The sequence below is a fragment of the Streptomyces sp. NBC_00490 genome (genome assembly GCF_036013645.1).
Classification (GTDB): Bacteria; Actinomycetota; Actinomycetes; order Streptomycetales; family Streptomycetaceae; genus Streptomyces; species Streptomyces canus_F.
In genome coordinates, this window is the sequence record NZ_CP107869.1 from 1,270,825 (window position 1) to 1,295,647 (window position 24,823).

The following is a 24,823-nucleotide window of genomic DNA, read 5'->3' on the forward strand; positions in this document are numbered from 1 at the left end:
CGCGTGCGCCGCTATGTGATCAAGCGGGTCGCGCAGGCGGTCGGGGTGCTGTGGGCGGCCTACACGGTGGCGTTCCTGGTGCTGGACTTCCTGCCCGGTGACCCGGTCACCGCGATGGCCGGTGCCGGGATGGACTCGGGGGACGTCGACCCGGCCCGGCTGGCCGCGCTGCGGCACGAGTACGGCTTCGACAAGCCGGTGCTGGTGCAGTACGCCGACTATCTGGGCCGGGCGGTGCGCGGGGACTTCGGCGACGCGGTCTCCACGGGCCGCCCGGTGACCGCCACGCTGGCCGACGCGCTGCCGCAGACACTGCAACTGACCGCTGCCGCACTGCTGTTGGCGGTGCTGCTCGGTGGCGGTCTCGCGGTGGTGGCGACGTACACCTCGCGGCGGTGGCTGCGGCAGTTGTTGCTGTCGCTGCCCCCGCTCGGGGTGTCGGTCCCGACGTTCTGGGTGGGGCTGCTGCTCGTCGAGGCGTTCTCCTTCCGGCTGCGTTGGTTCCCGGCCTTCGGCAACGACGGGCCGGAAGGACTGGTGCTGCCGGCCTTGACGCTGGCGATCCCGACCGGCGCACAGGTCGCGCAGGTACTGGCCAAGAGCCTGCTCACCGCCCTTGACCAGGCCTATGTGGAGACCGCGCGCGCCAAGGGCGCCGGCCGCTGGCGGGTGCATCTGCGGCACGCGCTGCGCAACGCGTCGCTGCCCGCGCTGACTGTCGTAGGCCTGCTGGTCGGGCAGCTGATCGCCGGTTCGGTGGTCGTCGAGACGGTGTTCTCGCGCGACGGTCTGGGCCGGGTGACCGCGGCGGCGGTCACCTCTCAGGACATCCCGCTGGTCCAGGGAGTGGTGGTGTTCGGGGCGCTGATCTTCGTGGCGACGAATCTGCTCGTCGACCTCGTCTATCCGCTCCTCGACCCGCGGATCGTGGTGGCCTCGGACAGGAGGGCGAGCTTCGTATGAGTCAGAGCCTTGTCGACGACCAGGCCGAGGCCGCCCTCGGCCTCGTCCGCCCGGTCGAGCCGGGAACCCGGGGGAAGCCGGGACGGGGCCGTGCCGACGTACGGCAGGTGCTGCGGTTCCTGTCGCGGCGCCCCGGTCTGCTGGTGTCGGCGGTCGTCGTCGTGCTGGTGGTGCTGGCCTCGTTCTGGCCGGACCTGTTCACCTCGCAGGATCCCCTCAAGGGGGTGCCGTCCGAGAACTTCCGTGCCCCGAACGGCAGTCACTGGTTCGGCACGGACGAACTGGGCCGCGATGTGTTCTCGCGTGTGGTCCACGGCGCCCAGCTCTCCCTCAAGGCGACGATCATCGCGGTCCTGGTCGCGTTCGTGGTCGGTGGTCTGCTCGGTGTGGTCGCCGGGTTCGTGGGCCGTTGGGTCGACGACGTGCTGATGCGCTTCGTCGACGTCCTCCTCGCCATCCCCGCGCTGTTCCTGTCGCTGGCCCTCGTCACCGCGCTCGGGTACGGGACGGTGAAGGTGGCGATCGCGGTCGGCATCGCCAGCGTCGCCTCCTTCGCCCGGGTGGCGCGCGCCGAGGTCCTGCGGGTACGGCAGGCGGTGTTCGTGGAGGCATCCCGTGCGAGCGGGGCCCGCTGGTACTCGGTGCTGGGACGGCACGTCCTGCCCAACGCGGCCGGGCCGGTCGTCGTCCTGGCCACGCTGGACTTCGGCGCCTCGATCCTGGCCGTCTCGGCGCTCAGCTTCCTCGGCTACGGCGCACCGCCGCCGGCCCCGGAGTGGGGGACGTTGATCTCCGACGGCCGCAACTACCTCGCCAACGCCTGGTGGTTGACCGCACTGCCCGGGCTGGCGATCGCCGCGACCGTGCTGGCCGCCAACCGCATCGCCAGGGCGCTCGACGGCGAATGGTCCCGACGATGACGACACTTGGACGTGAGAACGGTGAGGACGTGACCACACCCCTGCTGGAAATACGCGGCCTGTCCGTGTCGTACCGCACGCGCGGCGGCACGATCCCGGCCGTCCGCGGCGTGGACCTCGACGTATGGCCGGGGCAAGTCACCGCCGTGGTCGGCGAGTCCGGCTCCGGCAAGAGCACCACCGCGCACGCCGTCACCCGTCTGCTGGCGGCCAACGGCACCATCGACGCGGGCACGATCCGCTTCGGCAGGCACGACCTCGCCACCCTGTCGGAGGCGGAGCTGCGCCTCGTACGGGGCGCGCGGATCGGGCTGGTCCCGCAGGATCCGACGGTCTCGCTCAACCCGGTCAAGCGCATCGGCGACCAGGTGGCCGAGGTGCTGCGCGTCCACTCCCTGGCGACCCGGCGTACGGCTGCCGCCGAGGCCGTCGCCGTGCTGGACCGGGCCGGGCTGCCCGACGCGTCCGTCCGTGCCCAGCAGTACCCGCACGAGCTGTCCGGCGGCATGCGGCAACGCGCCCTGATCGCCGTCGCCATCGCCGCGAAGCCCCGACTGATCATCGCCGACGAGCCGACCAGCGCACTCGACGTCACCGTGCAGCGCGTCATCCTCGACCACCTCCAGCTTCTCACCGAGGAGTCGGGCACCGGGGTGCTGCTCGTGACCCATGACCTCGGCGTCGCCGCCGACCGGGCCCAGCGTCTGGTGGTGATGTCACAGGGCCGGGTGGTGGAGGCGGGCCCGACGCGCGACATCCTGGCCGACCCGCAGCACGAGTACACCCGGCACCTGCTGGCCAGCGCCCCGAGCCTGACCACCGTCCGGCCCCGCACCCCCGTGTCCGTGCCCACGGCCGGCGCGGCGCCGCTGGTCGAAGTGCGCAACCTGGTCAAGGAGTTCCGACTGCCCCGCGCCGGGGACGGCCCCCGCACTCTGCGCGCGGTCGACGACGTCAGCTTCACCCTTCACCGCGGCCGGACCCTCGCCCTGGTCGGCGAGTCGGGCTCGGGCAAGTCCACGACCGCGCGCCTGGTGCTCCGCCTCGCCGACGCCACCGCCGGACACGTCCTGTTCGACGGCGCCGACGTCACCACCGCCCGAGGCGCCCGGGCCAGAGAGCTGCGCCGTCGCGCCCAGCTCGTCTACCAGAACCCGTACGCGTCCCTCGATCCGCGCTTCTCCATCGGCGAGGTGATCACGGAGCCGCTGCGCGCCTTCAAGGTCGGCGACCGCGCCTCCCGGCTCGCCCGGGCCCGTGAACTGCTCGACCGGGTGGCACTGCCCGCCGCCACGCTCGAACGCCGGCCGGCGGAACTGTCCGGTGGTCAGCGTCAACGCGTGGCCATCGCCCGTGCTCTCGCCCTCTCCCCCGACCTGGTGGTGTGCGACGAGCCGGTCTCCGCGCTCGACGTGTCCGTGCAGTCCCAAGTCCTCGACCTGCTCGCCGAGTTGCAGACCGACACGGGCGTGGCCTATCTCTTCATCTCGCACGACCTGGCCGTCGTACGCCAGATCGCGCACCAGGTCGCCGTCATGCGGGCCGGCCGCGTCGTGGAGACGGGCCCGCCGGAGGAGCTGTTCACCCGCCCCCGCCACGCGTACACCCGCGAACTGCTCGCGGCGATCCCCGGCGGCCGGGCCACCTCCCCCGCGGAGACGGTCACGGGCTGAGGACCAGGGTCGTATGAGCGAGTCGGGCGAGCGGTCGGACTTCGACGGCGCCTGGATCCGACAGCGCCGCCTCGAACACGGCGTCGGTTCGGTGCCCCCGACGCCGTCGTCCACTCGCCGGGCAGCGTCCGGCGACCGCCGGCGCGGCCACCCGGGCCCACCCCGCGCACTGCTCCGTTCGAGTGGTGCGTTCGGGCCCCCGGTCGTAGCGTCGGTACAGGGGTATCTGTCGGCGGGGGGCAGCGGGGAGCGGTTATGCGTATGCGTGCACTCACGACGGCGGTCACGCTCTGCGCGGTCGCCTCCTTGGCCACCGCGGCGGGCACGCCGCCCGCGGCCCGGTCCGTCCCGGCACCCGCCGCGCAGACCGCACGGCAGCCCACCGCGCTTCCGGTCCTCGTCGACTGCTTCTGGCACCCGCACATACGTCCGGCCGACTTCATGCTCGCCTGCGGTGACGGCAACAGTCGCCTGACCTCGCTCCGCTGGTCCCAGTGGGGCACGGATGCGGCGCGGGCCAAGGGCGTGAACTGGGTCAACGACTGCAAGCCGTACTGCGCGGCAGGCCGCTTCCACGCCTATCCGGTGACCGTACGGCTCGACCACCCGCAGCCCTGGAAGAAGCGGCCCCAGCTCTCGCACTACTCCCGGATCACGCTGGAGTACACGGACGGGCGGCCCGCGCGGTACGCGCAGACCGTGTCCTATCCGCTCTGGAACTGAGCCGCCCGCTCCGCCTACGGAGCGGCGGTGACCTGCTCGGACTGCGCGCTCGACGACGTGACCACCTCGGAGCGTCGGCCGCCCCGGTCCATGGCGCCGCCCATGAACGCCAGCCCCAGCCCGGCCACGCCCAGGGCCGCGCCGACCAGGGCGGGCGAGGTCCAGCCCCAGCCCGCGGAGATGGCGAGACCGCCGAGCCAGGCGCCGCCCGCGTTGGCCAGGTTGAACGCGGAGTGGTTGGAGGCCGCGGCCATGGTCGGAGCGTCCTTCGCCTTGGCCATCAGCAGCATCTGGACGGGCGTGGTGATGAGGGCGCCCATCGCGCCGATGAGGGTGATCGTCACCAGGGCGGGCACGGTGCTGTGGACGGCGAAGTAGAACACCACGAGTGCCGAGCTCAGCAGGGCGAGCCCCGCGTACAGCGTCGGCCGCAGCGCGCGGTCCGTGAGCGGGCCCGCGACCAGCGTGCCGAGCGTCATGCCGACGCCGTAGAGCGCGAGGACCAAGGTGGTGGACGAGTCGGACAGGCCCGTCACGTTGGTCAGCATCGGCACCAGGTAGCTGTAGACGGCGAAGAACCCGCCGAATCCCACGACCGCGGTGGCCAGGCCGATGACCACCTGCTTGTTGCCCATCGCGCGCAGCTCGCGCCCGACGCCGGAGTGCTCTCCGCGGGGCTGGTGGGGGACGAAGACGGCCAGCGCGGCCAGCGCGACGAGTCCGATGACGGCCACCGCTACGTAGGCGGAGCGCCAGCCGAGCTGCTGACCGAGCGCGGTACCGGCGGGGACGCCGACGATGTTGGCGACGGTCAGTCCGAGGAACATCTTCGACACCGCGCGTGCGGCCCGGTCGGGCGTGACCAGCCGGGACGCCACGACCGCGCCCACACCGAACAGCGCTCCGTGGGGCAGACCGGCCAGGAAACGTGCGGCGAACAGCAGGCCGAAGTCAGGCGCGAGCGCGGACGCGACGTTGCCGATGACGAACAGTCCGGACAGGAGCAGCAGCAGCCGCTTGTGGGGGATGCGCGCGCCGATGCCCGTCAGCACGGGGGCGCCGACGACGACACCGAGCGCGTAGGCGGAGACGATATTGCCCGCTTGCGGTACGGACACGCCGATCCCGTCAGCGATCTGGGGCAGCAGTCCCATCGTGGCGAACTCGGTCGTGCCGATGCCGAAAGCGACAACAGCCAGGGCCAGGAGAGCCAGTGGCATGGCGCAGGTGAACCTTTCAGATGTGGTGCAAGGAAAAAAGAGGGAGCGGAGCGGGACCACGACCGGTGCGGCTCCCGGGCCCGGCATCATTGCCCGGCGCCCCCCAGGGCATGAAGAGCCCACAACGAGTGCAGCAGTGGCGCGGAGCCGGGAATTCCAAGATCCCGCCCCCCTCTTCATGATCCATGTCACATCGGTACGGCGGCCCTCCCCCGTCGGTCGTACGAGGCACCACGCGGCGCACTGGGCCACCACCACCCGGGCCCTGCGCCACCCTGTGCATCCGTGCGCCCGGCCGCGTGGCCGGTTCCCGCCCGCTGATCGAGCATTCGTTCGGCTCGCGGGGTAGTCCTCCGGAATCGGCGTAAGCAGATGCAGGGGGGCTGACACTGTGGCACGCCCGTCGTGGACGTCCGAGCCGGCCGAGGAACAGCGCCACCGAAAACGGGACACGGTACGCCGACTGCGCGCCCAGGGCCGCTATGGACCCAGATTCCGCGATGTCCTGCCCGCCTTCGCCGTCCTGGCGGTGGCGGTGTGCGCGGTCGTCGCCGGCCTCGTCGTGGGTTCCCGCGCCGCCGGGGTCGTCGTCCCGGTCACCGGCGTACTCCTGCTGGCGGTCGTCCTCGTCATCGTGATCAGGCGCCGCCGCCCGGGCGCCCGACGCCGCCGCGGCCACTACACCCCGCAGGAACTGTTCGACCTCGACATCCAGGGCCTGGCCCTCGCGGTGGCACGGATGCTGCGCCGCGACCACTGGAAGGTTCGCCTGTTACCCGCACCGGACCGGCCACGCCTGTGCGCCCGGCATCCGGACGGCCGCCGGCTCGACGTGGCCTTCCGCCCGGTCGCGGAACCGTTACCCGACGAGGCCCTCCCCCACTCCCACGCCCACCGCGAGAATCCGCACTCACTTCTCCACCTGGTCGTGCACCGAGGCACTTTCCAGGCCCGGGACATCCGGTGGGCACAGCGCGAAGGCAACACGTTCCTGCTGGACAACCCCGCGTTGGAACGCTGGGCGCAGGGCGCACAACTCGACGAGCTGCTCCCCAGGGACCGCTGACGTCACAGAGGACGAGGGCACGGTCGTGGCAGGCGAACGCGAGGCCCGGCAACCGCGGAGGGAGCCGCGGCCGACCCGGGCCTCGCTGGAGAGTGTCGCCACGAACCGGTCAGCCGGCGGCGAGGAGCTCCAGTGTGTCGATCACGCGGTTGGAGAAGCCCCACTCGTTGTCGTACCAGGCGACCACCTTGACGTGGCGGCCGTCGACGCGGGTGAGGGCCGAGTCGAAGATCGACGAGGCGGGATTGCCCACGATGTCGGTCGACACCAGCGGGTCCTCCGAGTACTCGAGGACGCCGGCGAGCGGCCCCTGCGCCGCGGCGCGGTACGCCGCCAGCACGTCGTCGCGCGTCACGTCGCGGGCGACGGTCGTGTTGAGTTCGACGATCGAGCCCACCGGCACCGGTACGCGGATCGAGTCGCCCGACAGCTTGCCTTCGAGGTTCGGCAGCACCAGGCCGATCGCCTTGGCGGCGCCGGTCGTGGTGGGCACGATGTTCACACCGGCGGCCCGGGCGCGACGGGCGTCGCGGTGCGGCCCGTCCTGGAGGTTCTGCTCCTGCGTGTAGGCGTGCACCGTCGTCATGAACCCGTGCTCGATACCGGCGAGGTCGTCGAGCACCTTGGCCAGGGGCGCGAGGGCGTTGGTGGTGCAGGAGGCGTTGGAGACGATCGTGTGCACGGCCGGGTCGTAGGAGTCGGTGTTGACCCCGAACGCGAGCGTCACGTCGGCGCCGTCCGACGGCGCGCTGACGAGCACCTTCTTCGCACCGGCGTCGAGGTGCGCGCGGGCGGCCTTGGCCGAGGTGAAGCGGCCGGTGGCCTCCAGCACGATGTCGACGCCGAGTTCGGCCCACGGCAGCTGTGCCGGTTCACGCTCGGCCGTCACCGTGATGCGCCGGCCGTCCACGACGAGGGCGTCCCCGTCGACGGTGACCGGTCGGCCGAGCCGGCCGGCGGTGCTGTCGTAGGCGAGCAGCCGGGCCAGCGTGGCGGGCTCCGTGAGGTCGTTGACGGCGACGACCTCGAGGGAGCTGTCGCGTTCGAGCAGCGCGCGCAGCACATTGCGTCCGATGCGGCCGAATCCGTTGATGGCGATGCGAGTCATGAGTGGTGTCCCTTCCCTTCACTTCACCACCAGGCTCGCTCGCGGCGCCTGTCGCTGACAGTGGCGAGATCGCCATGGTTCAAAAGGATCCCGCCATAGCGCGGGCGGGACTACTCACCTCGGGTGAAGGTGCGCCGGTACTCGCTCGGTGTGGTGCCGAGGATGCGCTGGAAGTGCAGGCGCAGGTTGGCGCCGGTGCCGAGGCCGACGTCGGTGGCGATCTGTTCGACGCTGCGCTGCGACCGTTCGAGCAGTTCGCGGGCCAGGTCGATGCGGGCCCGCATCACCCACTGCATCGGCGTGTAGCCGGTCTCCTCGACGAAGCGCCGGGAGAACGTGCGCGCCGACACCCCGGCTTCCCGCGCCAGTATCTCGAGGGTCAGCGGCTCACCGAGCCGGTGCAGCGCCCACTCGCGGGTGGCGCCGAAGCGCTCGCCGAGCGGCTCGGGAACGCTGCGCGGCACGTACTGGGCCTGGCCGCCGCTGCGGTAGGGGGCCGCGACCAGTCGGCGGGCCGCGTGGTTCGACGCGGCCACCCCGAGGTCGCCGCGCAGGATGTGCAGACACAGGTCGATGCCGGAGGCGGCACCGGCCGAGGTGAGCACCCTGCCCTCGTCGACGAACAGGACGTTCTCGTCGACCTGCACGAGCGGATGCCTGGCCATGAGTGCCCGCGTGTAGTGCCAGTGCGTCGTGGCCCGCCTGCCGTCGAGCAGGCCCGTCGCGGCGAGCGCGAAGGCACCCGTCGAGATGGCGGCGAGCCGCGCGCCCCGGGCGTGGGCGGCGATCAGAGCGTCGACGACCCCCTGCGGCGGGTCGTCACGGTCCGGGAACCGGTAGCCGGGGACGAAGACGATGTCGGCCCACTCAAGTGCCTCGAGGCCGTGATCGACGTAGTACGACAGACCGTCGCCGCCGGTCACGAGGCCGGGCGTCGCCCCGCACACCCGCACGTCGTACGGCATGCTCGCGCGCGTCGTGAAGACCTGCGCGGGAATGCCGACGTCGAGCGGCTTCGCGCCTTCGAGCACAAGGACAGCGACGCGATGGAGGCGGGAGGTCGGCACGGTGAAGAGGTTACGTGGGGTGTGACACCCACCCGCGCACCGAGCGGACGAAGGCGGGCACGGGCAGCGTCACCTGCTTGTCCTTGGCCGATGCCTCACACGGCCCGCACCGGATGCCGCACCACGGCGTCGAAGAGATAGCCCTGGGTGTTCGACACGGTCGTGTCCGGCTGGGTTCGGCCGGCGCTGTCCGTGGCGCGGGCGAGCAGGCTGTACGGGCCGGGGGCCGGTGGACGCCAGTCGGTGGACCAGCGGACCCAGCCGTCGCGGCGCGCGGCATCGTGCAGCCGGGCCCGGTGCCAGCGCTGCCCGCCGTCCGTGCTGACGTCCACACGGACGATGCCGCCGGCCCCGGACCAGGAACGCCCTGTCAGCCGGTGCGCGCGGCCGGCGTCCAGGCTCGCGCCCCAGGCGAGCTCCCAGGCGCTCTTGACCGACTGACGGGTCAGCGGGGCGCTGCCGCCCGGCGGATAGGAGTCCCCGAAGAGCCGGTAGAAGTCGGTGTTCCAGGGCGAGTACAGAGGCTGGGCCGACACCTCGATGTCGCCGACCCACTTGATCGAGGCGATGCCGACCCAGGAGGGCACGAGAACACGCACGGGATGGCCGTGGTCGTACGGCAGTGGCTCGCCGTTCATCTCGTACGCCAGCAGCACGTCGTCCAGCGCCTTGGACAGCGGCAGGGGTCGGCGGACCCGGCCGAGGTTGGTTCCGTCGGCGGTCACATAGTCGGGGTCCAGGCCGCGCGGCAGCACGTCCACGGCGGCACGGCTGAGTCCGGCGCGCTTGAGGACGTCGGCAAGCCGCACGCCGCGCCACCGGGCCGTGCCGATCGCTCCCAGCGTCCAGGCGGTGCCGGTGACGGTCTGACCCTGCTGGGTGCTGAAGAAACTGCGCCCGTTGCCCGCGCACTCCACGAACGCCGAACGGCTGACCGCGGGCAGCTTCTTGAGGTCATCCAGGGTGAACTCCACGCTCCCGCCGTGAACCAGCCCGTCCCCGTGCACGGTGAGAGTCCAGTCGGCGGCGTCGATGACCGGGGTGGAGGTGTGGTTGCGGACGAAGAAGCGGTCCACGGGGGTGTGATAGCCGGTGGCCGCAAGGGCGTCGAACCGGGTCTCGGCGTTCGTGCCGCGCACCGTGAACCAGTCGTCGGGCAGCGGCTTCACGATCCCCGCCGAAGTAGCCGCCGCTGCCGTGGTGTTGAGGCCCGCGGGCACGGCGAGTGCGCCGCCCGCCGCGGCGAGCAGACGGAGCATGTCACGCCGTGACACCCCGTCCGCACGGGCCTCGCCGGCCAGCCACTGCCGGAGTCTGCGACGGTCGTAGGCGGATTCGTCGGTACGCATGAGTGTCTGACCTTTCATGGGAGCGGCCAAGAGCGAGGGGCGGCGGCCGGGTGCGACAAAGCACCGCACAGCGGCGAAGGGAGCAAGGCGCCCAGGGGTACGAGAGATGCCAACCGGCCTGTTCGGCCGGGGAGTCAGGCGAGGAAGGTCAACAACAGCCGCACGAGGCGAGCACGCAGGACCGCTGGACGGCGGGGCGGCGTCGGCTGAGGATCATGCGGGCCATCGTACGAGGAAAGGCGAGCCGTCCGACAGATGCGGAGGCCACGAAATGGCGGGACCGGTCCTGACGGCCTCTAAGTTCGGACCATGACGATCACCTATGAGTGGCGAGGCGACATCGACAACTCGGCCCTCAACGCACTGCATGCCGAAGGGTTCGGCGGTCCGGTCGGGCAGACGGGCTGGCGCGCCAGACTTCACCGTCACAGCCTCGGTTGGGTCTGCGCCCGGGAAGGCGATCGACTGGTCGGCTTCGTCAACGTCGCCTGGGACGGCGGGGTCCATGCCTTCGTTCTGGATACGGTCGTGGCTCAGCGCGACCGCTCGCGCGGGGTGGGAGCCGCGCTGGTCAAGGCGGCTGCCGAGGGAAGTCGTACTGCGGGGTGCGAGTGGCTGCACGTCGACTTCGAGGAGCATCTGCGGTCGTTCTACTTCGAGGCGTGTGGCTTCAAGGAGACTGCGGCAGGGCTGATCGCCCTGTGACGCTGCGCCCCCGACCGTGCGTCAGTCTTCGGTCGCGCGGGACATGGCTTCGGCGATCATGCGGGCGGCGAAGTCACGGTTGTCCGTGAGCCGGTTGATGTGCTCCGCGAGCAACAGGGCTGTCGCTTCCAGGGAGTTCATCTCGTCCTTCGTCCAGTCCCCGTACTGCTTGCGCCACAGGCTGGGGCTGAGTCCGGTGCCTGCGGCGACGACCAGACCGGCCATGGTGGGGATGACCTCGGGACGGATGCTCTTGGGCATCATGCGCAGCGAGGCCACGAGGCCGGGCAGCACGTACTCGATGACGTCCCTGTCATGGTCCTCGTAGGCCATCCGCAGCCAGCGCATGAACATGTAGATGAGCGTGCAGGCGCCGTCCACCAGGTCATCGGCGTCCTCGGGGGCCAGCGACGCGGTGAACTGCTCGGTCAGCTGCCGCTGTAGGGGATCGGTCTCGGCCCCGTCGCCGTACATGGCCTTCAGCCGGGAGTCGATCATCATGAGCGCTGCGCCCACATCGCCGGCGGGAGCGTACTGGGGGTCGCAGGGCGATGTCATAGGATTCCTCCTCGGCCCCACCGGGGGCAACGCAGCGTGCCAGTACGGTAACCCAGCGAAGAAGGGGCGGTCGATGCGGTGAGGGCTGACAGCGGCCACTGCTCGAACAGCCGTGTCAGTCAGCCGGATATCCTGCCGCGAACCAGCACACGCTCACCAGTAGCGCGTCTGACGGGGAGGAAACATGCCGACAGTTCAGGTCGTGCCCGGCCTGGTCGTGGACGAAGAGCTCTTCGACGCCACCGTCCATGGGCTCGAACAGTACGCGCCGTCCGAGTCGCTCACCTGGGAGGACTTCACCTCGGAGGATCGGTGGCTGCTCGTGCCCGACCCCGACGGCTTCGGCTACAAGGCCGAGTTGGTGCTGCGCCGGGAGGAGGACCGCACGGTCAAGGTGAACCTGTGGATGGCGCCCGACCTGCGCGACGGCGCGAAGCCGCAGCCCCACAACCATCCGTGGGAGTTCACCGCGCACATCCTCGCCGGCGGGTACACCGAGCAGCGCTACGAGCTGGTCGACGGCCAGGTCGTCACCGAGACCCGGGTGCATGAGGCGGGCGGGACGAATCACATGCCCCTGAGCTCTTTTCACGAGGTGACGCACATTCAGGTGCCGGGCCGGACAATGACGTTGATGGTGTGCGGAGCGGGACGGCAGGGCACGTGGGGGTACCTCGACCCGGACACCGGCGAGGTGGAGCCCAACCGGCCCGACCCCGGCTTCCGGGAAGGCCTGGCCGCCCTCAATCCGCGGATGCGCTGACCCGTACGCCCCGGGCTCGTCACCCGAGCACAGCGAGCAGCGGTGCCGCGGGCAGAGGATGGCGTGTGTCGCCGTAGGGGCCTGTGGTCGTGGTGGCGGTGAGGAGGGAGTTCAGGACGGCTTCCTCCACCGCGTCCAAGAGGGCGCTGAAGACGGGGTCGAGAGCGTCGTCGGGGACCACGGCGGGGCCGGCGGGTGTGCCCAGGGGGCGGGTGCCGAAGGCCAGGCCGTAGTCACCGCTGCCGTGGCTGTAGGCCGCGCCGACCCTGGCCAGGGCGTACACCGCGCGTCGGGCGAGCCGGGTCAGCTGGCGGGCGTCCAGGGGTGCGTCGGTCGCGGTCACGATCATGCAGGAACCGGTGTCGGGGACGGGGGCCGCGGTGGGCAGGCCGACGTCGGCGGGGGTGATCGTGCGGCCGAGGACGCGCAGCGTGCCGCCGAAGTTGGCCTGGACGAGGACGCCGAGGGTCACCTCTCGGCCCGCCAGTGGGAGACGGCGCGAGGAGGTGCCGATGCCGGACTTGAAGCCGAGCGCGGTGAGCCCGGTGCCGCCACCGACACAGCCCTCGGGCACCGGGCCGCTGTGGGCGGTCCCGAGTGCGGAGCGGACGTGCTCCTCATGGACCGGGCGCGAGCGGATGTCGGACAGGAGACCGTCGTTGCACTCCCCCACCACCGGATTCAGGCTCCGTGCACCGGCTGTCCCGGGCTGTTCCAGCATCCAGCCGACCAGGGCGTCCGCGACCCGGAACGCGGACAGCGTCGAGGTGAGCAGGACGGGGGTCTCCAGCGCGCCGAGTTCGGCGAGTTGGGTGCTGCCCAGCAGCTTGCCGTAGCCGTTGCCCGCGAACACGCCGGCCGGCAGCGGGCTCGCGGGGCCCACGCCGTCAGGGACGATCGCGGTGACACCGCTGTGCACACGCGGCGCATCGACCAGTGTGGTGTGCCCTACGCGAATGCCGGGCACGTCCGTGAAAGTGTTGTGCGGTCCCGTAGGCACCTCACCGACGCCCAGACCGAGTTCGCGGGCCCGGCGAGGGGCTTCGGGTGAGGGCGAGGACAGAGGTGGATCGGGCATGCGCATGATCGGCACACTAGCCAAAGCACCGTATGACGTGGGTGGCCGTTCATCCGGCTGCGGCCCCGGCGTCCCCGGACCTCGGAGCGCGTCATGACCGAGCCCGAGCCCACGCGACACGACCCCTCCGCCGCCGAGCGCCACCGGACGGATCCCCTGGCCCGGCTCACCCTGGAGCAGCTGCGGCGGCGCACCAGCATGAAGTGGCGTACCCACCCCGAGGACGTACTTCCGTTGTGGGTGGCGGAGATGGATGTGCCGCTCGCCGCGCCCGTCGTCGAGGCGCTGCACTCGGCGCTCGACCTCGGCGACACCGGATACCCCTTCGGGACCGCCTACGCCGAGGCCCTTGCCGCTTTCGCCCAGGAACGGTGGGGATGGGACGGGCTGCGCGTCGAGCACACCGCGATCGTGCCCGACGTGATGCTGGGCATCGTCGAGGTGCTGCGGCTGATCACCGATCCCGGCGACGCGGTCGTGGTGTGCTCACCGGTCTATCCGCCCTTCTACGCGTTCGTCGGCCATGACGCCCGTGAGGTGGTCGAGGCCCGCCTCGGTCCGGATCTGCGGGTCGATCCGCGGGCGCTGGAGGATGCCTTCGTACGGGCTCGGCGCGGGGGCCGGGGGGCCGCGTTCCTGATGAGCAACCCGCACAATCCGACCGGTGTGGTCCATACCCGCGAGGAGCTGGAGGCCGTCGCGGCTCTGGCCCGCAGGCACGGTGTGCGGGTGGTGTCCGACGAGATCCACGCTCCTCTGGTGCTGCCGGGCGCCACCTTCACCCCGTTCCTGAGCGTGCCCGGTGCCGAGAACGCGTTCATGCTGGCCTCGGCCACCAAGGCGTGGAACCTCGCCGGGCTCAAGGCCGCCGTGGCCGTCGCCGGTCCCGAGGCCGCCGACGAGCTCCGGCTCCTGCCGGAAGAGGTCGGCCACGGCCCCAGTCATCTTGGGGTCATCGCCCACACCGCGGCTTTCCGCGAGGGCGGGGACTGGCTCGACGAACTGCTGCTCGGGCTCGACGCCAACCGCCGCCTGCTGGGCGAACTGATCGCAGAACACCTCCCCGAGGTGGGCTGTACCCGCCCCGAGGGCACCTATCTGGCCTGGCTGGACTGCCGCCGACTGGGACTGCACGATGATCACGGCACCGACGGGCCCGGTGTGGTGAGCGACGTCGCCGGACCCGCGAGGATGTTCCTCGACAAAGCCAGGGTCGCCCTCAGCTCGGGCCACGTCTTCGGCTCAGGCGGCGAGGGACACGTACGCCTCAACTTCGCGACGTCGCCGGCCATCCTGCGCGAAGCCCTGGCCCGCATGGGGCAGGCGGTACGCGACTTCTAGGTGCACGACCGCCCGGACCCGACGGTGGGGCGCTCGAAAACCAGTGGCACAGCGCCGAGTTGCGTCACTACGGTGCTGGCGAACCGAGTCGTCTGGGCAAGGACGTGCCGTTGTACACCGTGTGAGACCTCCCGAGAGCTGATCTGTCGCGCGTCGCGCATGTGCGCCGCGCCTCTTTTTGCTGCGGACTTCTCACTGAAACCGGTGTACTTCTGTGCTCAACAACTGGGTGGTCATGCCCACCTGCCTGCCGCTCGTTCTCCGCCGTTGCCACACCTGCGCGTCCGAGAGCTTCCGGGCGAACGGCAGGTTTCGCGTCAACGCCCACCACAAGAACATCGACGCCTGGCTCCTGGTGCTCTGCACCTCCTGCGGGGACACCGCGAAACTCACGGTCCTGGAGCGGGTCAACGTGCGCTCCGTACGACCTGAACTCCTGGACCGGCTCCATGACAACGACCTCGGCCTGACGGCCGAACTGCTCCAGGACCCGGTCGTCCAGCGCCGCAATCACATAGCCCTGGACTGGGACGGTGCCTGGCGCCTCGACACCGGCGGATCGGATCACCTGGACACCGAGGTGCTCGACGTCTCGGTGCGCTTCGCGGCGCGGATCCCTGTGCGACCGGTGCGACTCATCGCCGAGGGATGCGGTCTTCCGCGGGCCGAGGTCGAGCGACTGATCGCGGAGGGGAGAGTCGTGTCGGCGGTCCGGCTGAGCCGCAGGCTCTCCGGTGACTTCACCTTCACGCTGAAGCGCTGACACGCTGAAGGAAATGAGGCGCTGAGACACGCTGACCCGAGGCTTCCTCGGGATGTGGGGCCCGTCCGGCACGATCCGCCGGGCGGGCCCTCGCGTGGCCGGTTCCCGTCAGGGCTCCTTGTCGATACGTCCTGACAAACCTGTTGACATCGCCAGTGGGGAGTTTCATAGTACGACGCAACTAGAGCGCGCTAGTAACGCGCTCTAGCACTCCCAGCGGCATCACCCTCACATCAGGATCACCTCCCACTCCCACCCTGATCAGCACAGCGAGGTGCAAGGGACATGCACAGACATCACCGAGCCGCCACTGTGACCGCCATGGTTCTCGTCGGCGCCCTCTTCGCGACCGGCTGCTCCAGCGGTTCCGGTGGCAAGAAGTCCGAGGAAGGCGACACGGCGGCCGCCGCGGGCAGGGCCGACACGCCACGCATGACCGTGGCCATGGTCACCCACGCCTCCCCCGGCGACACCTTCTGGGACCTCGTCCGCAAGGGCGCCCAGGCCGCGGCCGCCAAGGACAACATCAAGCTCGTCTACTCCAGCGACCCCAGCGCCGGAACCCAGGCCAACCTCGTCCAGAACGCCATAGACCAGAAGGTCGACGGCATCGCCCTCACCGCGGCCAAGCCCGACGCCCTCAAGGACGTCATCGCCAAGGCCAAGACGGCCGGCATCCCCGTCGTCGGCTTCAACTCCGGCGTCGACGACTGGAAAGACCTCGGCATGCTCGAGTACTTCGGGCAGGACGAGAACATCGCCGGTCGGGCCTTCGGTGAACGCCTCGGCCGACTCGGCGCCAAGCACGCCCTGTGCGTCATCCAGGAACAGGGCCAAGTCGCCCTGGAAGCCCGCTGTGCCGGCCTGAAGAAGGGCTTCAGCGGCAAGACCGACACGCTCTACGTCAACGGCACCGACATGCCGTCCGTGAAGTCCACCATCACCGCCAAGCTCATGGCCGACTCCTCCATCGACCAGGTCGTCACCCTCGGCGCGCCCATCGCGCTGACCGCGGTGCAGTCCCTGTCCGACGCCGGCAGCAAGGCCAGGATCGCCACCTTCGACCTCAACAAGGACGTCGTCAAGGCCGTCCAGGAAGGCACCCTCGAGTTCGCCGTCGACCAACAGCCCTACCTCCAGGGCTACCTCGCCGTCGACTCACTGTGGCTCTACAAGAACAACGGCAACTTCAGCGGGGGCGACACCGCGCCCGTCCTCACCGGACCGGCCTTCATCACCAAGGACAACGCCGACGCCGTCGCCGAGTTCGCCGCGAAGGGCACCCGGTGATGAACGTGACCCGGCACGCCGAGCCGGAGGCTCCGAACTCCCCTCCCTGAAACACGAGTAGTTCCGGGCCCACGGCGGCGAGCGGCATGGGCCGGATCATGTACGCCTCGTGGTCCGGTGCGACTGAGCCGGCGGGGGCGCTCAGTGTCGACGTGCCTGGTGTGCGGCGACGGCCATGACCAGTACGGCGATCAGGGTGACCCCGGCGCCGACGTAGAGCGGTGCGGTGTAGCCGAGGCCCGCGCTGATGGCCAGGCCGCCGAGCCAGGCGCCGAGGGCGTTGCCGACGTTGGACGCGGAGACGTTGGCGCTGGCGGCCAGTGCCGCGCCGTGGGCGACGTCGGTGACGCGGGTGATCATGCCGGGGACGGCGGCGAACCCGAACAGTCCCATCAGGAACACCAGGAACACCGACGCGGTGGGGCTGGCCGCGAGGAGGCCGAACACGGCCAGGGTGACGGTGAGTCCGAGGAGGGCGAGGACCAGGGCGCGGTCCCGGTCCTGGTCGGCCGCTCGGCCGCCGATCAGGTTCCCGGCGACCAGGCCGACTCCGTACACCATCAGCAGCCAGGCGACATCGGCCGAGGCGAAGCCGCCGACCTCGGTGAAGGTGTAGGCGATGTAGCTGAACGCGCCGAACATGCCGCCGTAGCCGAGGCCGGTGGCCGTCAGGGTCAGCCAGACCTGCCAGGAGCGGAAGACGCGGAACTGGGCGCGCAGGTCCGCTGCCGGTGTCGGAGCGGAGCCCGCCTCCGTCGGCCGGGCGGGGACGAGGGCCGCGATCCCCGCCAGAGCCAGTACGCCGATCGCGGTGACCGCCCAGAAGGCCGCCCGCCAGCCCCAGCGTTCACCGACGAGCGCGCCGAACGGCACGCCCAGCACGTTCGCCAGGGTCAGTCCGGCGAACATCACCGCCACCGCGCGGGACTTGCGTTCCGGCGCCACCAGACCGCGAGCGACCAGGGAGCCGATGCCGAAGAACGAACCGTGGCACAACGCCGCCACGACCCTGCCGAGCAGCATCACCTGATAGTTCGGTGCGAGCGCGGACAGCAGGTTGCCGATGACGAACAAGGCCACCAGGCCGACCAGGACCTGTTTGCGGGGCAGCCGTGTCGTGGCCGCGGTCAGCGCGATGGCGCCGATCGCGACGCTCAGCGCGTATCCGGAGATCAGCCAGCCCGCCGCCGCTTCCGATACGGCGAGACTCGACGCGACCTGGGGCAGCAGTCCGGCGATCAGGAACTCGGTCAGTCCGATGCCGAAGCCGCCGAGTGCCAGCGCGATGAGCCCACTTGGCATGCGTCGGCGTTCGAGGGGGCGGCTGTCCAGCACGGGGTGGGGGTCGGTGGCTCTCATGTGTCGGTCGTCGCCTTGTCGGATTCGCGCATGCGTCGACCCTTGCGCGTGGCGGCTGATCCGTCCATGGACAAAGATCTACGGCACTTGGATGAATGCGGCGCGGGCGCGGTGCCCTACTCTCCGTGCAGCCAGGCGCGGGTTCCGAACGACGTGCAGGCCCGCGATGCCACCGCGGCCGCGGCGCGCAGGGCCTCGGTGAAGTGCTGTGAGGTCAAGTGGCCCCGCAGTGCGAGGTGGTGGGTGAGGGCTCCGTGAAGGAAGTCCCCCGCGCCGAGCGTGTCCGTCACGGGGACCGTCGGAACGTCCACCGTGCCGCCGCCGTCGGGGCCGCGCCAGACGATGGGCTCCGCCCCTTGGGTGACTGCCGACCAGCGGACCCCGTACTCCTGGAGGAAGCACAGTGTTTCGGTGGGTGTGCTCGTGCCCGGTGGGTGGAAGTCCGCCGAGCAGACGGCCACGTCGATCGACGGCAGCAGGTTCTCCATGCCGTCCTTCCAGCTGCCTGCGTCGAGGACGGTCGGGCGCCCGACGGCTCGTGCGAGGCGGGCGGCGGAGACGGCGAGTTCCCTGTGGTGGCCGTCGAATTGCACGATGTCGCAGGCAGCCAGCAGCGCGTCGAGGTCGTCGGGTGGGGTGACGCGGTGGCCCGTCGCGTTGGTGGAGGCGACCGCGCGTTCTCCGGTGGACGCGGTGACCATGATGGAGGAGACGGCCGGGGGCTCCGTCGAGTCGGGCGTCAGGTCCGACACGGTGACGCCGAGTCGGTGCAGGTCGGCTGTGGCGCCGAGGCCCAGCGGATGCGAGCCGATCGCGGTGAGCAGGCGGGCCGCGCCGCCCAGGTGACTGAAGGCCACGGCCGCGTTCGCCGCGGGGCCGCCCGCCGCGATGGTCTGGCGGCGGGACGTCAGCTTCTCGTTGGAAGCGGGCGCGTGGTCGACGAGTTGGATGACGTCGAGGGTGCACAGACCGATGAACAGCCCCTCGGGGCGTCGAGGCATTGCCGGTTCCCTCACGCGCGACTCCTGCCGACGGTGCGTGGGGTCAGTGTACGAAGCGAGAGGAGCCGTCGAGCGTTGCGTCGAGTGTCAGTTCGGCGGGTCGAGCAGCTGGGCGGCCAGGCCGGCTCCTACCAGGCCTGTGGCGATGAGGAGCCCGTTCGCCACGATCACCCCGCCGATCAGGACGGCCGTTGTGACGGCCAGGGCCCACCAGGCCCCCGTGCGTCGGAACTCACGGGGGCGGCGCGGGCGTCCGATGCTCATCGCCCTGGCGAACAGGGGATCGTCACACGCGCAGTGTGCTTCGAGCGCGACCAGACGCTCGTCCTCGGATCGGGGCATGCCTTCTCCTTCGCGCCGTGCGCGGTGCGGGGCTGGGGAGAGCGGTTGGCCGGACTCACGATGAGCGTGGTCGGAGATGCGTCCCGGCTCGCGCTGCCCGGCTCTCTATGCATTCTCCCTAACAGGTGGCCCCTGCAAACAAGTGTCGGCCACAGGTTGGCGGCCCGGCCCCCGGGAAGCCGTGAACGCCAGTGCGCGGGCCAGTAGTTCGGCGCGTCCGGCGACGACCGGACCCAGGACCGCGAGCACCAGGACGTATCCGGCGATGAACGGGGCGAGGCGGTCGTCGAGGCCCGCGCTGGTCGCCATCGCGGCCAGGATCAGGGCGAACTCCCCGCGGGCGACAAGGGTGGTGGCGATCTCCGCGGCGCGCTCGGGGCCGTAGCCGTACAGGCGTGCCACGAGAAGCCCTGCGACGACGTTCATCACCACGGTCACCGCTGCCGCCGCGGCTACCGGTCCGGCCACGCTCGCGACGACAGCCGGGTCGATGGCCAGTCCGAAGGCGAAGAAGAAGATGGCCGCGAAGGCGTCTCGCAGGGGGTGTACGAGTCGGCGGATCCGCGCGGCGGAAGGGGTGCCGGCGAGGATGAGGCCGACCATGAAGGCGCCGATGGCGTCGGCGACGCCCAGGACCTCGGAGATCCCCGCCACCAGGACCGCCGCACCGAGGAAGCTGATCACGAGCAGTTCGTTGTCGCGTACCGCGATCAGCCGTGCGACCAGCCGGGTTCCGTAGCGGGCCGCGGCGGCCAGGGCCAGCAGGAAGCCGAACGCCTTGCCCGCCTGCCACAACACGTCCCCGAGGCCCTGGGCGCCGCCGATGACCGGTTGGAGTGCCGCGAGATACAGGGCGAGGAAGATGTCCTCCACCACGATGACGCCCAGGATGAGGCGCGTCTCGGGGCGGCCGAGGCGCCCCAGGTCGATGAGGATCTTGGTGACGATCGCGGACGAGGAGATGCCCAGCACGCCGGCCAGCACGAGCGCCTCCCGGGCGCCCCAACCCAGGGCGAACCCGAAGCCCAGCCCCGCGCCGACGTTCAGCACCAGGTAGATGCCGCCGGCCGCCAGGAGCCGCTTGCCGCCGCTGCGGAGGTCGTCGAGGTGGAACTCCAGGCCCAGGTAGAACAGCAGAAGGACCAGGCCCAGCGCGGAGAGCATCTCGAAGTCGTGGGCGTCCTGGACCAGGACGATGCCGGGTGTGTGCGGGCCGAGCAGGATGCCGGCCAGCATGAACAGGGGGATGGTCGGAAGTCCGATCCTGCCGCCGAGGCGGGCGAGGAGGGCGGCCGCGAGGAAGGCGCCGCCCATGGCCAGGAGGGTGTCAGCGTGTCCCACGGGTCACCCCCTTCGGCTGCGCGAGAGGACGGGGTCGCTTCATCTGACGGGGATGGATACAAGTACTCCTTGTGGTGCGTGGCTGACGACGTCTTCAGGGCCGCGCCGCGGCCGGGTGTCACCACCGGCTCGATCGGCGTCGTCTCCACGCTGACACGGTCCCCGCACCCGCGACCATCGGTGTCAGCACTCATTTCGGCAGATGCCGACGCCCGTCACGTCAGCTCCTGACGGCTGATCAGGCCAGCGGGCCCAGGACGTCCTGGGACTCGATGAGCCCCTGGTCGCTGGGGGCCTTGCCGTCGCCGAAGACGCGGGCGGACTGGCGGGCCCGGAACTCGAGGTGGGCTTCGGCGGGCTTGGCGTAGCCGTAGCGGGCGCGGGCTTCCGCCGGGGTCAGCACTTCCTCCTTGCGGGCAGGGATGCCCAGCTTGATCGGGGCGACCACCGGGACCGTGGAGGGCGACAGCAGGCCCAACAGGCGCAGTTCGACCCGGGGGTTGAGGTGGGCGAGGGCGAAGGACACCTTCATGACGGGCACGATGAGGAGGTCGAGCAGGCGGGACTGCCTGATCCCCGCCATCTCACGCATCCAGCGCGGCATGGTGGCGATCGTGGCGATCCGCTGCGCCTTCGCGACGGCCATGCGCACCGGCTTCGCCCACAGCGGCACCGGCGGCAGTACCAGCTCTGTCCGCAGCAAGTGGTTCATGGCCTGACGCGCGATCGGGCTGGCGGACAGCCGGGGGCGCATCTGCGCGAAGTACGCCCGGATCCCGTCACGGGTGCGGGGGACGTCGTCCGGGGAGCACGTCTGGAGCTCCGCGGCGAGCGCACACGCCTCCCAGTACTCCTGCTCCTCCCGCGCGGTGAGCTTGCCGGGGCCGTACTTCTCGTACGCGTAGAGGATCGAGTGCCAGCCGGTGAGCTGGATCCACAGCTGGGAGGCCGGGTCGTTGGCGTCGTACGTCCCACCGCCGTACGGCAGTTGGCCGATCGCCTTGGAATGGACCTTGACCAGGATGTCCGCGGCCTTGGACACCTCACGCGAACCGGCGAAGGCGACCATGGCGAAGTACCGCAGGGTCCGGTCGTAGCGCGTGCGGGCGCGCTGGTAGATGCCCTGGGTACCGTGCACGGCGGCCACCAGCGGCGGGTCGAGCTCCTCCACCACCACGGCCCGCTGGAATCCCACGGTCGGCGCGGTCGGATAGCTCCAGACCTTCCACACCACCGAGCCGGGCCCGAAGAAGCCGTAGTCCTCGTGCGGTCGGACCTCGCTGCGCTTGAACCTCGCCATGGAGCCGCTCCCTCTGCGTCCGCGGCGTGGACCGCGCCTTGATTACGACACTGCTGTCGTAAATTAAGACACGGGTGTCGTAAACTGCCAAGGTGTCAGCGTCCACGAATTCACCGGACAGGCCGCGCAGGCGGCGGCCCTACGCCCCGCGCGTGCCGATCGAGGAACGTCGTGAGCAACTGCTCGACGCGGCCCTGGCCGTCATCGTCAGCGACGGCTACGACCGGGTCTCCATCGACGCCATCGCCAAGCGCGCCGGGGTCGCCCGGTCGGTGGTCTACGGCGCCTTCGAGAACCTCGACGCCCTGCTCACCGCGCTGCTCGACCGGCAGCAGGCCCGCGCCTTCGAACGGCTGCTGAGGACCGTTCCCGACGCGGGCGGGCTGCGCGACCCGGGGGCGTTCGCCTCCGAGGCGGTGCGCCGGATGGCCGACATGCTCCACGAGGACCCGGACACCTGGCGGTTGATCCTGCTGCCGCCGGGCAACATGCCGGTCGTCGTCCGCGACCGTATCGAGGCCGACCGGGAGCGGTTCCGGCTGCTGGTCGAGAAGTGGCTCTCCCTCGCCCTGGCCGGCCGGAGTGATCCGGGGCTCGACGCGCAGGTCCTCGCCCACGCCCTCGTCGCCTGTGCGGAACACTTCGGCCGCGTCGCGCTCACCGAACCCGAGAAGTTCGACCTGCCACGGCTGACGGGCCAAGTGCGGTTGATCCTCGGCGCGTTGTGGCCGACGCCCTGACAGCCGTGGCCCGTCCTCAGTGCGCGGCGAACTGGACTCCGGTCGGCTGCACGGCCTCCGCACGCAGTGCGATCCCGTCGATCGTCAGCTGCTCGCCGTAGATGTCGGTGATCCTGATCGATCCGCCGCACCCGCTGCCCTGCTCGGAGAGGAAGTAGTTGTACCCGGTACGGGCCAGACGGGTCCAGCCACTGCCCGTGCGCACCTCCAGGCGGGCCAGCGGATTGCGGTGGCCGATGGCCTGGATTCCGCACCAGTAGCGGCTGGAGCCGGTCTTGTAGCGGATCGAGATCTTCTCGGACGTGGCGGGGCTGAGCAGGGTCCAGGTGACCGGGATCTGGCCGCGCGAGGGGGCGGCGAGCTTGGCGAAGGCCTGGGGGCTGAGGTCGAGTTGACCGGGTGCGCAGGGCAGCGGGCACTCGTTGGTGATCCGGACCGTCACGGAGGCACCACCGGCGCGCACGAGCACATACGCTCCGCAGGCCTGGGAGGTCTCGTAGTCGGTGTGGTTCATCGCCGCGGTCATGGTGTCGCTGGTGGGACCGTAGGAGCAGGCGCCGTCACCGTTGCCGGTGTCGTAGAACGTGGCCACCCCTTTGTAGGTGGTCCCGGGGCGGATCCGTCCGGCCTGTGATCCCACCGTGGCGGACGTCTTTCGCGGGGCGGCGGTCGAGGGCCGGGCCTTCGGCGTGCCGGCGGTCGGCGACGGCGTACCGGAGGGCTTGGCCTTCGTGGGCGTCGCCGAGGCCTTCGGGGATGCCGAGGACGGTGTCGGCTCCGGTGTGGTGGGCGCCGCGCTCGCCTTGGCGTCCACGGCGGAGGCGGATGCGGTGGCCTCGTGCCCGTCGTCGGGGACGAAGGCCACGATCAGGGCGGCGACGAGCGCGACGGTCGCCACGACGATCGCGGAGAGCACCCAGGTGCCCCGCCGAGGGGGACGACGGCGGTGTGAGGAGGACGACGCCACGGATGAGGTCCTTTACGTGGTTCGGGAGCACGCGTGCTGTGTGCGAGGCCCGGTGAAGAGAGCCTCCGATCCCTCAGTGGTCGCCGGAACCGAAAAGGTTGCCGCCCGTTTCGAAGAAATGTGCCGTCAGCGCAGATCGAGGCGCATCAGGATCCGCGGATGGCCGGCGAGCACGGACGTCGTGTCGGCGACGTGCGCGAATCCGGCACGCTCGAAGTTCCTGCGGATACCGGCGTACGCCATCGTCAGATCGACCCGGGCGTCGCCGTTGTCCAGGGGGTAGGCCTCGATCACCGGTGCGCCGTGCGCGCGGGCGAAGTCGACGGCTCCGGTGATGAGGGCGTGCGAGATCCCCTGCTTGCGATGGCCGGGGCGCACGCGGACGCACCACAGCGACCACACCGGCAGGTCGTCGAGGTGGGGGATCTTCCGGTTGCGCGCGAAGGTCGTCTCCGAGCGCGGTGCCACAGCGGCCCAGCCGACGGGTTCGTCACCGTCGTAGGCGAGCACTCCCGGAGGAAGCCCCGCGCGGCACAGCCCGGCGACATACTCTCCGCGGGCCGGGCCTCGCAGCTCGTTGTTGAGCTTGGAGGGAATCCGGTAGCTCAGGCACCAGCAGACGTTCGCGGTGGGCGACTTCGGTCCGAGCACCGCTCGGACGTCCTCGAAGACCGAAGCCGGGCGTACCTCGATGGGCATGCGATTTACCCTAGCGTGGTGATCATTGCGCACTGGGAACTGCGGCCGGCGTCGACGGCCGACGTCGAGGCGATCGCCGAGCTGCGTGCCGTGGTGATGCGGCCGGACCTGGAGCGGCTCGGGCGGTTCGACGAGCAGCGGGTACGGCAGCGGCTGCGGGACAGCTTCGTCCCCGAGTACGCCTGGGCCATCGAGGTGGGCGGTGCGTTCGCCGGTTGCGTGGCACTGCGGCCCGCCGAGGACGCCCACTGGCTGGAACACTTCTTCGTGGCACCGCACCTCCAGGGGAGCGGGGTCGGCTCGGGCGTGCTGCGGGAGTTGCTGGAGCGGTGTGACCGCGACGGTCTGCTGGTCCGGTTGAACGTGCTCCGGGGCAGCGCGGCCCGACGGCTGTACGAGCGGCACGGGTTCACGACCGAGTCGGAGGATCCGATCGACGTGTTCATGGTGCGCAAGCCGGCATACGGCCTGGGCGACGGTTGATGCC

At 70.8% G+C, this 24,823-nt stretch carries 25 protein-coding genes; 12 read left to right on the forward strand and 13 right to left on the reverse strand.

The features are described from left to right. The first annotated feature begins 3 nt into the window (after nucleotides 1-3). The 4 genes from OG381_RS05660 (at nucleotide 4) to OG381_RS05675 (ending at nucleotide 4,279) form a co-directional block, all read left to right on the forward strand. Nucleotides 4-963: an ABC transporter permease gene (locus OG381_RS05660; RefSeq protein ID WP_327714995.1), complete on the forward strand. Its 960-nt coding sequence runs from the start codon at nucleotides 4-6 to the stop codon at nucleotides 961-963. Beyond that, on the forward strand, nucleotides 960-1,883 hold the full coding sequence (locus OG381_RS05665) for an ABC transporter permease (protein WP_327714996.1): 924 nt from the start codon (nucleotides 960-962) through the stop codon (nucleotides 1,881-1,883). The genes OG381_RS05660 and OG381_RS05665 overlap by 4 nt, the downstream gene beginning before the upstream one ends. Then, a complete protein-coding gene (locus OG381_RS05670; protein ID WP_327714997.1) occupies nucleotides 1,880-3,556 on the forward strand; it encodes an ABC transporter ATP-binding protein in 1,677 nt (558 codons plus the stop codon). The genes OG381_RS05665 and OG381_RS05670 overlap by 4 nt, the downstream gene beginning before the upstream one ends. Before the next feature lie 255 nt (nucleotides 3,557-3,811). Further along, entirely contained in the window at nucleotides 3,812-4,279 is a 468-nt protein-coding gene (locus OG381_RS05675) for a hypothetical protein (RefSeq protein WP_327714998.1), read from the forward strand. Between the two features lie 14 nt (nucleotides 4,280-4,293). Here OG381_RS05675 and OG381_RS05680 read toward each other — a convergent pair whose 3' ends face one another. Next, on the reverse strand, nucleotides 4,294-5,499 hold the full coding sequence (locus OG381_RS05680; RefSeq protein WP_327714999.1) for an MFS transporter: 1,206 nt from the start codon (nucleotides 5,497-5,499) through the stop codon (nucleotides 4,294-4,296). Between the two features lie 391 nt (nucleotides 5,500-5,890). Between OG381_RS05680 and OG381_RS05685 the strand changes: the two genes are divergently transcribed. Next, nucleotides 5,891-6,565: a hypothetical protein gene (locus OG381_RS05685; protein ID WP_327715000.1), complete on the forward strand. Its 675-nt coding sequence runs from the start codon at nucleotides 5,891-5,893 to the stop codon at nucleotides 6,563-6,565. Between the two features lie 109 nt (nucleotides 6,566-6,674). On the opposite strand, the gene gap is transcribed toward OG381_RS05685, so the two are convergent. From gap to OG381_RS05700, 3 genes are all read right to left on the reverse strand, one after another. Continuing rightward, complete coding sequence (gene gap, locus OG381_RS05690) at nucleotides 6,675-7,673, reverse strand: type I glyceraldehyde-3-phosphate dehydrogenase (RefSeq protein WP_327715001.1); 999 nt, start codon at nucleotides 7,671-7,673, stop codon at nucleotides 6,675-6,677. Nucleotides 7,674-7,783: 110 nt separating this feature from the next. Beyond that, the gene (locus OG381_RS05695; RefSeq protein WP_327715002.1) at nucleotides 7,784-8,740 is read right to left on the reverse strand and encodes a GlxA family transcriptional regulator; all 957 of its coding nucleotides are present in this window, start codon (nucleotides 8,738-8,740) and stop codon (nucleotides 7,784-7,786) included. A 95-nt stretch (nucleotides 8,741-8,835) separates the two neighbouring features. Beyond that, nucleotides 8,836-10,089 (reverse strand): sulfite oxidase, encoded by a 1,254-nt coding sequence (locus OG381_RS05700; protein ID WP_327715003.1) that lies wholly within the window; start codon nucleotides 10,087-10,089, stop codon nucleotides 8,836-8,838. Nucleotides 10,090-10,398: 309 nt separating this feature from the next. Here OG381_RS05700 and OG381_RS05705 point away from each other — a divergent pair, with 309 nt between their 5' ends. Next, complete coding sequence (locus tag OG381_RS05705; protein ID WP_327715004.1) at nucleotides 10,399-10,794, forward strand: GNAT family N-acetyltransferase; 396 nt, start codon at nucleotides 10,399-10,401, stop codon at nucleotides 10,792-10,794. A gap of 21 nt (nucleotides 10,795-10,815) precedes the next feature. On the opposite strand, the gene OG381_RS05710 is transcribed toward OG381_RS05705, so the two are convergent. Continuing rightward, the gene (locus OG381_RS05710) at nucleotides 10,816-11,352 is read right to left on the reverse strand and encodes a hypothetical protein (RefSeq protein WP_327715005.1); all 537 of its coding nucleotides are present in this window, start codon (nucleotides 11,350-11,352) and stop codon (nucleotides 10,816-10,818) included. Between the two features lie 184 nt (nucleotides 11,353-11,536). Between OG381_RS05710 and OG381_RS05715 the strand changes: the two genes are divergently transcribed. Beyond that, nucleotides 11,537-12,115: a hypothetical protein gene (locus OG381_RS05715; protein ID WP_327715006.1), complete on the forward strand. Its 579-nt coding sequence runs from the start codon at nucleotides 11,537-11,539 to the stop codon at nucleotides 12,113-12,115. Nucleotides 12,116-12,134: 19 nt separating this feature from the next. Here the strand turns inward: OG381_RS05715 and OG381_RS05720 are convergent, their stop codons facing one another. Continuing rightward, complete coding sequence (locus OG381_RS05720) at nucleotides 12,135-13,193, reverse strand: P1 family peptidase (RefSeq protein ID WP_327722389.1); 1,059 nt, start codon at nucleotides 13,191-13,193, stop codon at nucleotides 12,135-12,137. A 93-nt stretch (nucleotides 13,194-13,286) separates the two neighbouring features. Here OG381_RS05720 and OG381_RS05725 point away from each other — a divergent pair, with 93 nt between their 5' ends. The 3 genes from OG381_RS05725 to OG381_RS05735 all read left to right on the forward strand — a co-directional run bounded on the left by OG381_RS05725 (nucleotide 13,287) and on the right by OG381_RS05735 (nucleotide 16,587). Then, nucleotides 13,287-14,534 carry a MalY/PatB family protein gene (locus OG381_RS05725; RefSeq protein WP_327715007.1) on the forward strand — a complete coding sequence of 416 codons (1,248 nt, stop codon included), beginning with the start codon at nucleotides 13,287-13,289 and terminating at the stop codon, nucleotides 14,532-14,534. A gap of 214 nt (nucleotides 14,535-14,748) precedes the next feature. After that, nucleotides 14,749-15,297, forward strand: a complete 549-nt coding sequence (locus OG381_RS05730; RefSeq protein ID WP_327715008.1) for a DUF1062 domain-containing protein — start codon at nucleotides 14,749-14,751, stop codon at nucleotides 15,295-15,297. Nucleotides 15,298-15,582: 285 nt separating this feature from the next. Next, nucleotides 15,583-16,587: a sugar ABC transporter substrate-binding protein gene (locus OG381_RS05735; RefSeq protein ID WP_327715009.1), complete on the forward strand. Its 1,005-nt coding sequence runs from the start codon at nucleotides 15,583-15,585 to the stop codon at nucleotides 16,585-16,587. 141 nt (nucleotides 16,588-16,728) lie between these two features. On the opposite strand, the gene OG381_RS05740 is transcribed toward OG381_RS05735, so the two are convergent. The 5 genes from OG381_RS05740 to OG381_RS05760 form a co-directional block, all read right to left on the reverse strand. Beyond that, nucleotides 16,729-17,889: an MFS transporter gene (locus OG381_RS05740; protein ID WP_327722390.1), complete on the reverse strand. Its 1,161-nt coding sequence runs from the start codon at nucleotides 17,887-17,889 to the stop codon at nucleotides 16,729-16,731. Between the two features lie 173 nt (nucleotides 17,890-18,062). Beyond that, entirely contained in the window at nucleotides 18,063-18,947 is an 885-nt protein-coding gene (locus tag OG381_RS05745) for a PfkB family carbohydrate kinase (protein ID WP_327715010.1), read from the reverse strand. Between the two features lie 87 nt (nucleotides 18,948-19,034). Next, nucleotides 19,035-19,289 carry a DUF3040 domain-containing protein gene (locus OG381_RS05750; RefSeq protein ID WP_327715011.1) on the reverse strand — a complete coding sequence of 85 codons (255 nt, stop codon included), beginning with the start codon at nucleotides 19,287-19,289 and terminating at the stop codon, nucleotides 19,035-19,037. Between the two features lie 105 nt (nucleotides 19,290-19,394). Next, a complete protein-coding gene (locus OG381_RS05755; RefSeq protein WP_327715012.1) occupies nucleotides 19,395-20,630 on the reverse strand; it encodes a cation:proton antiporter in 1,236 nt (411 codons plus the stop codon). Between the two features lie 238 nt (nucleotides 20,631-20,868). Then, complete coding sequence (locus tag OG381_RS05760) at nucleotides 20,869-21,930, reverse strand: oxygenase MpaB family protein (RefSeq protein ID WP_327715013.1); 1,062 nt, start codon at nucleotides 21,928-21,930, stop codon at nucleotides 20,869-20,871. A gap of 152 nt (nucleotides 21,931-22,082) precedes the next feature. Between OG381_RS05760 and OG381_RS05765 the strand changes: the two genes are divergently transcribed. Further along, nucleotides 22,083-22,670, forward strand: coding sequence for a TetR/AcrR family transcriptional regulator (locus OG381_RS05765; protein ID WP_327715014.1), 588 nt, complete (start codon nucleotides 22,083-22,085; stop codon nucleotides 22,668-22,670). 16 nt (nucleotides 22,671-22,686) lie between these two features. Here the strand turns inward: OG381_RS05765 and OG381_RS05770 are convergent, their stop codons facing one another. Together OG381_RS05770 and OG381_RS05775 are read right to left on the reverse strand one after the other, a co-directional pair. Then, nucleotides 22,687-23,637, reverse strand: a complete 951-nt coding sequence (locus tag OG381_RS05770) for an expansin EXLX1 family cellulose-binding protein (protein ID WP_327715015.1) — start codon at nucleotides 23,635-23,637, stop codon at nucleotides 22,687-22,689. A gap of 126 nt (nucleotides 23,638-23,763) precedes the next feature. Then, a complete protein-coding gene (locus OG381_RS05775) occupies nucleotides 23,764-24,336 on the reverse strand; it encodes a GNAT family N-acetyltransferase (RefSeq protein ID WP_327715016.1) in 573 nt (190 codons plus the stop codon). Nucleotides 24,337-24,360: 24 nt separating this feature from the next. Here OG381_RS05775 and OG381_RS05780 point away from each other — a divergent pair, with 24 nt between their 5' ends. Then, nucleotides 24,361-24,819: a GNAT family N-acetyltransferase gene (locus OG381_RS05780; RefSeq protein ID WP_327722391.1), complete on the forward strand. Its 459-nt coding sequence runs from the start codon at nucleotides 24,361-24,363 to the stop codon at nucleotides 24,817-24,819. Nucleotides 24,820-24,823: the final 4 nt, after the last annotated feature.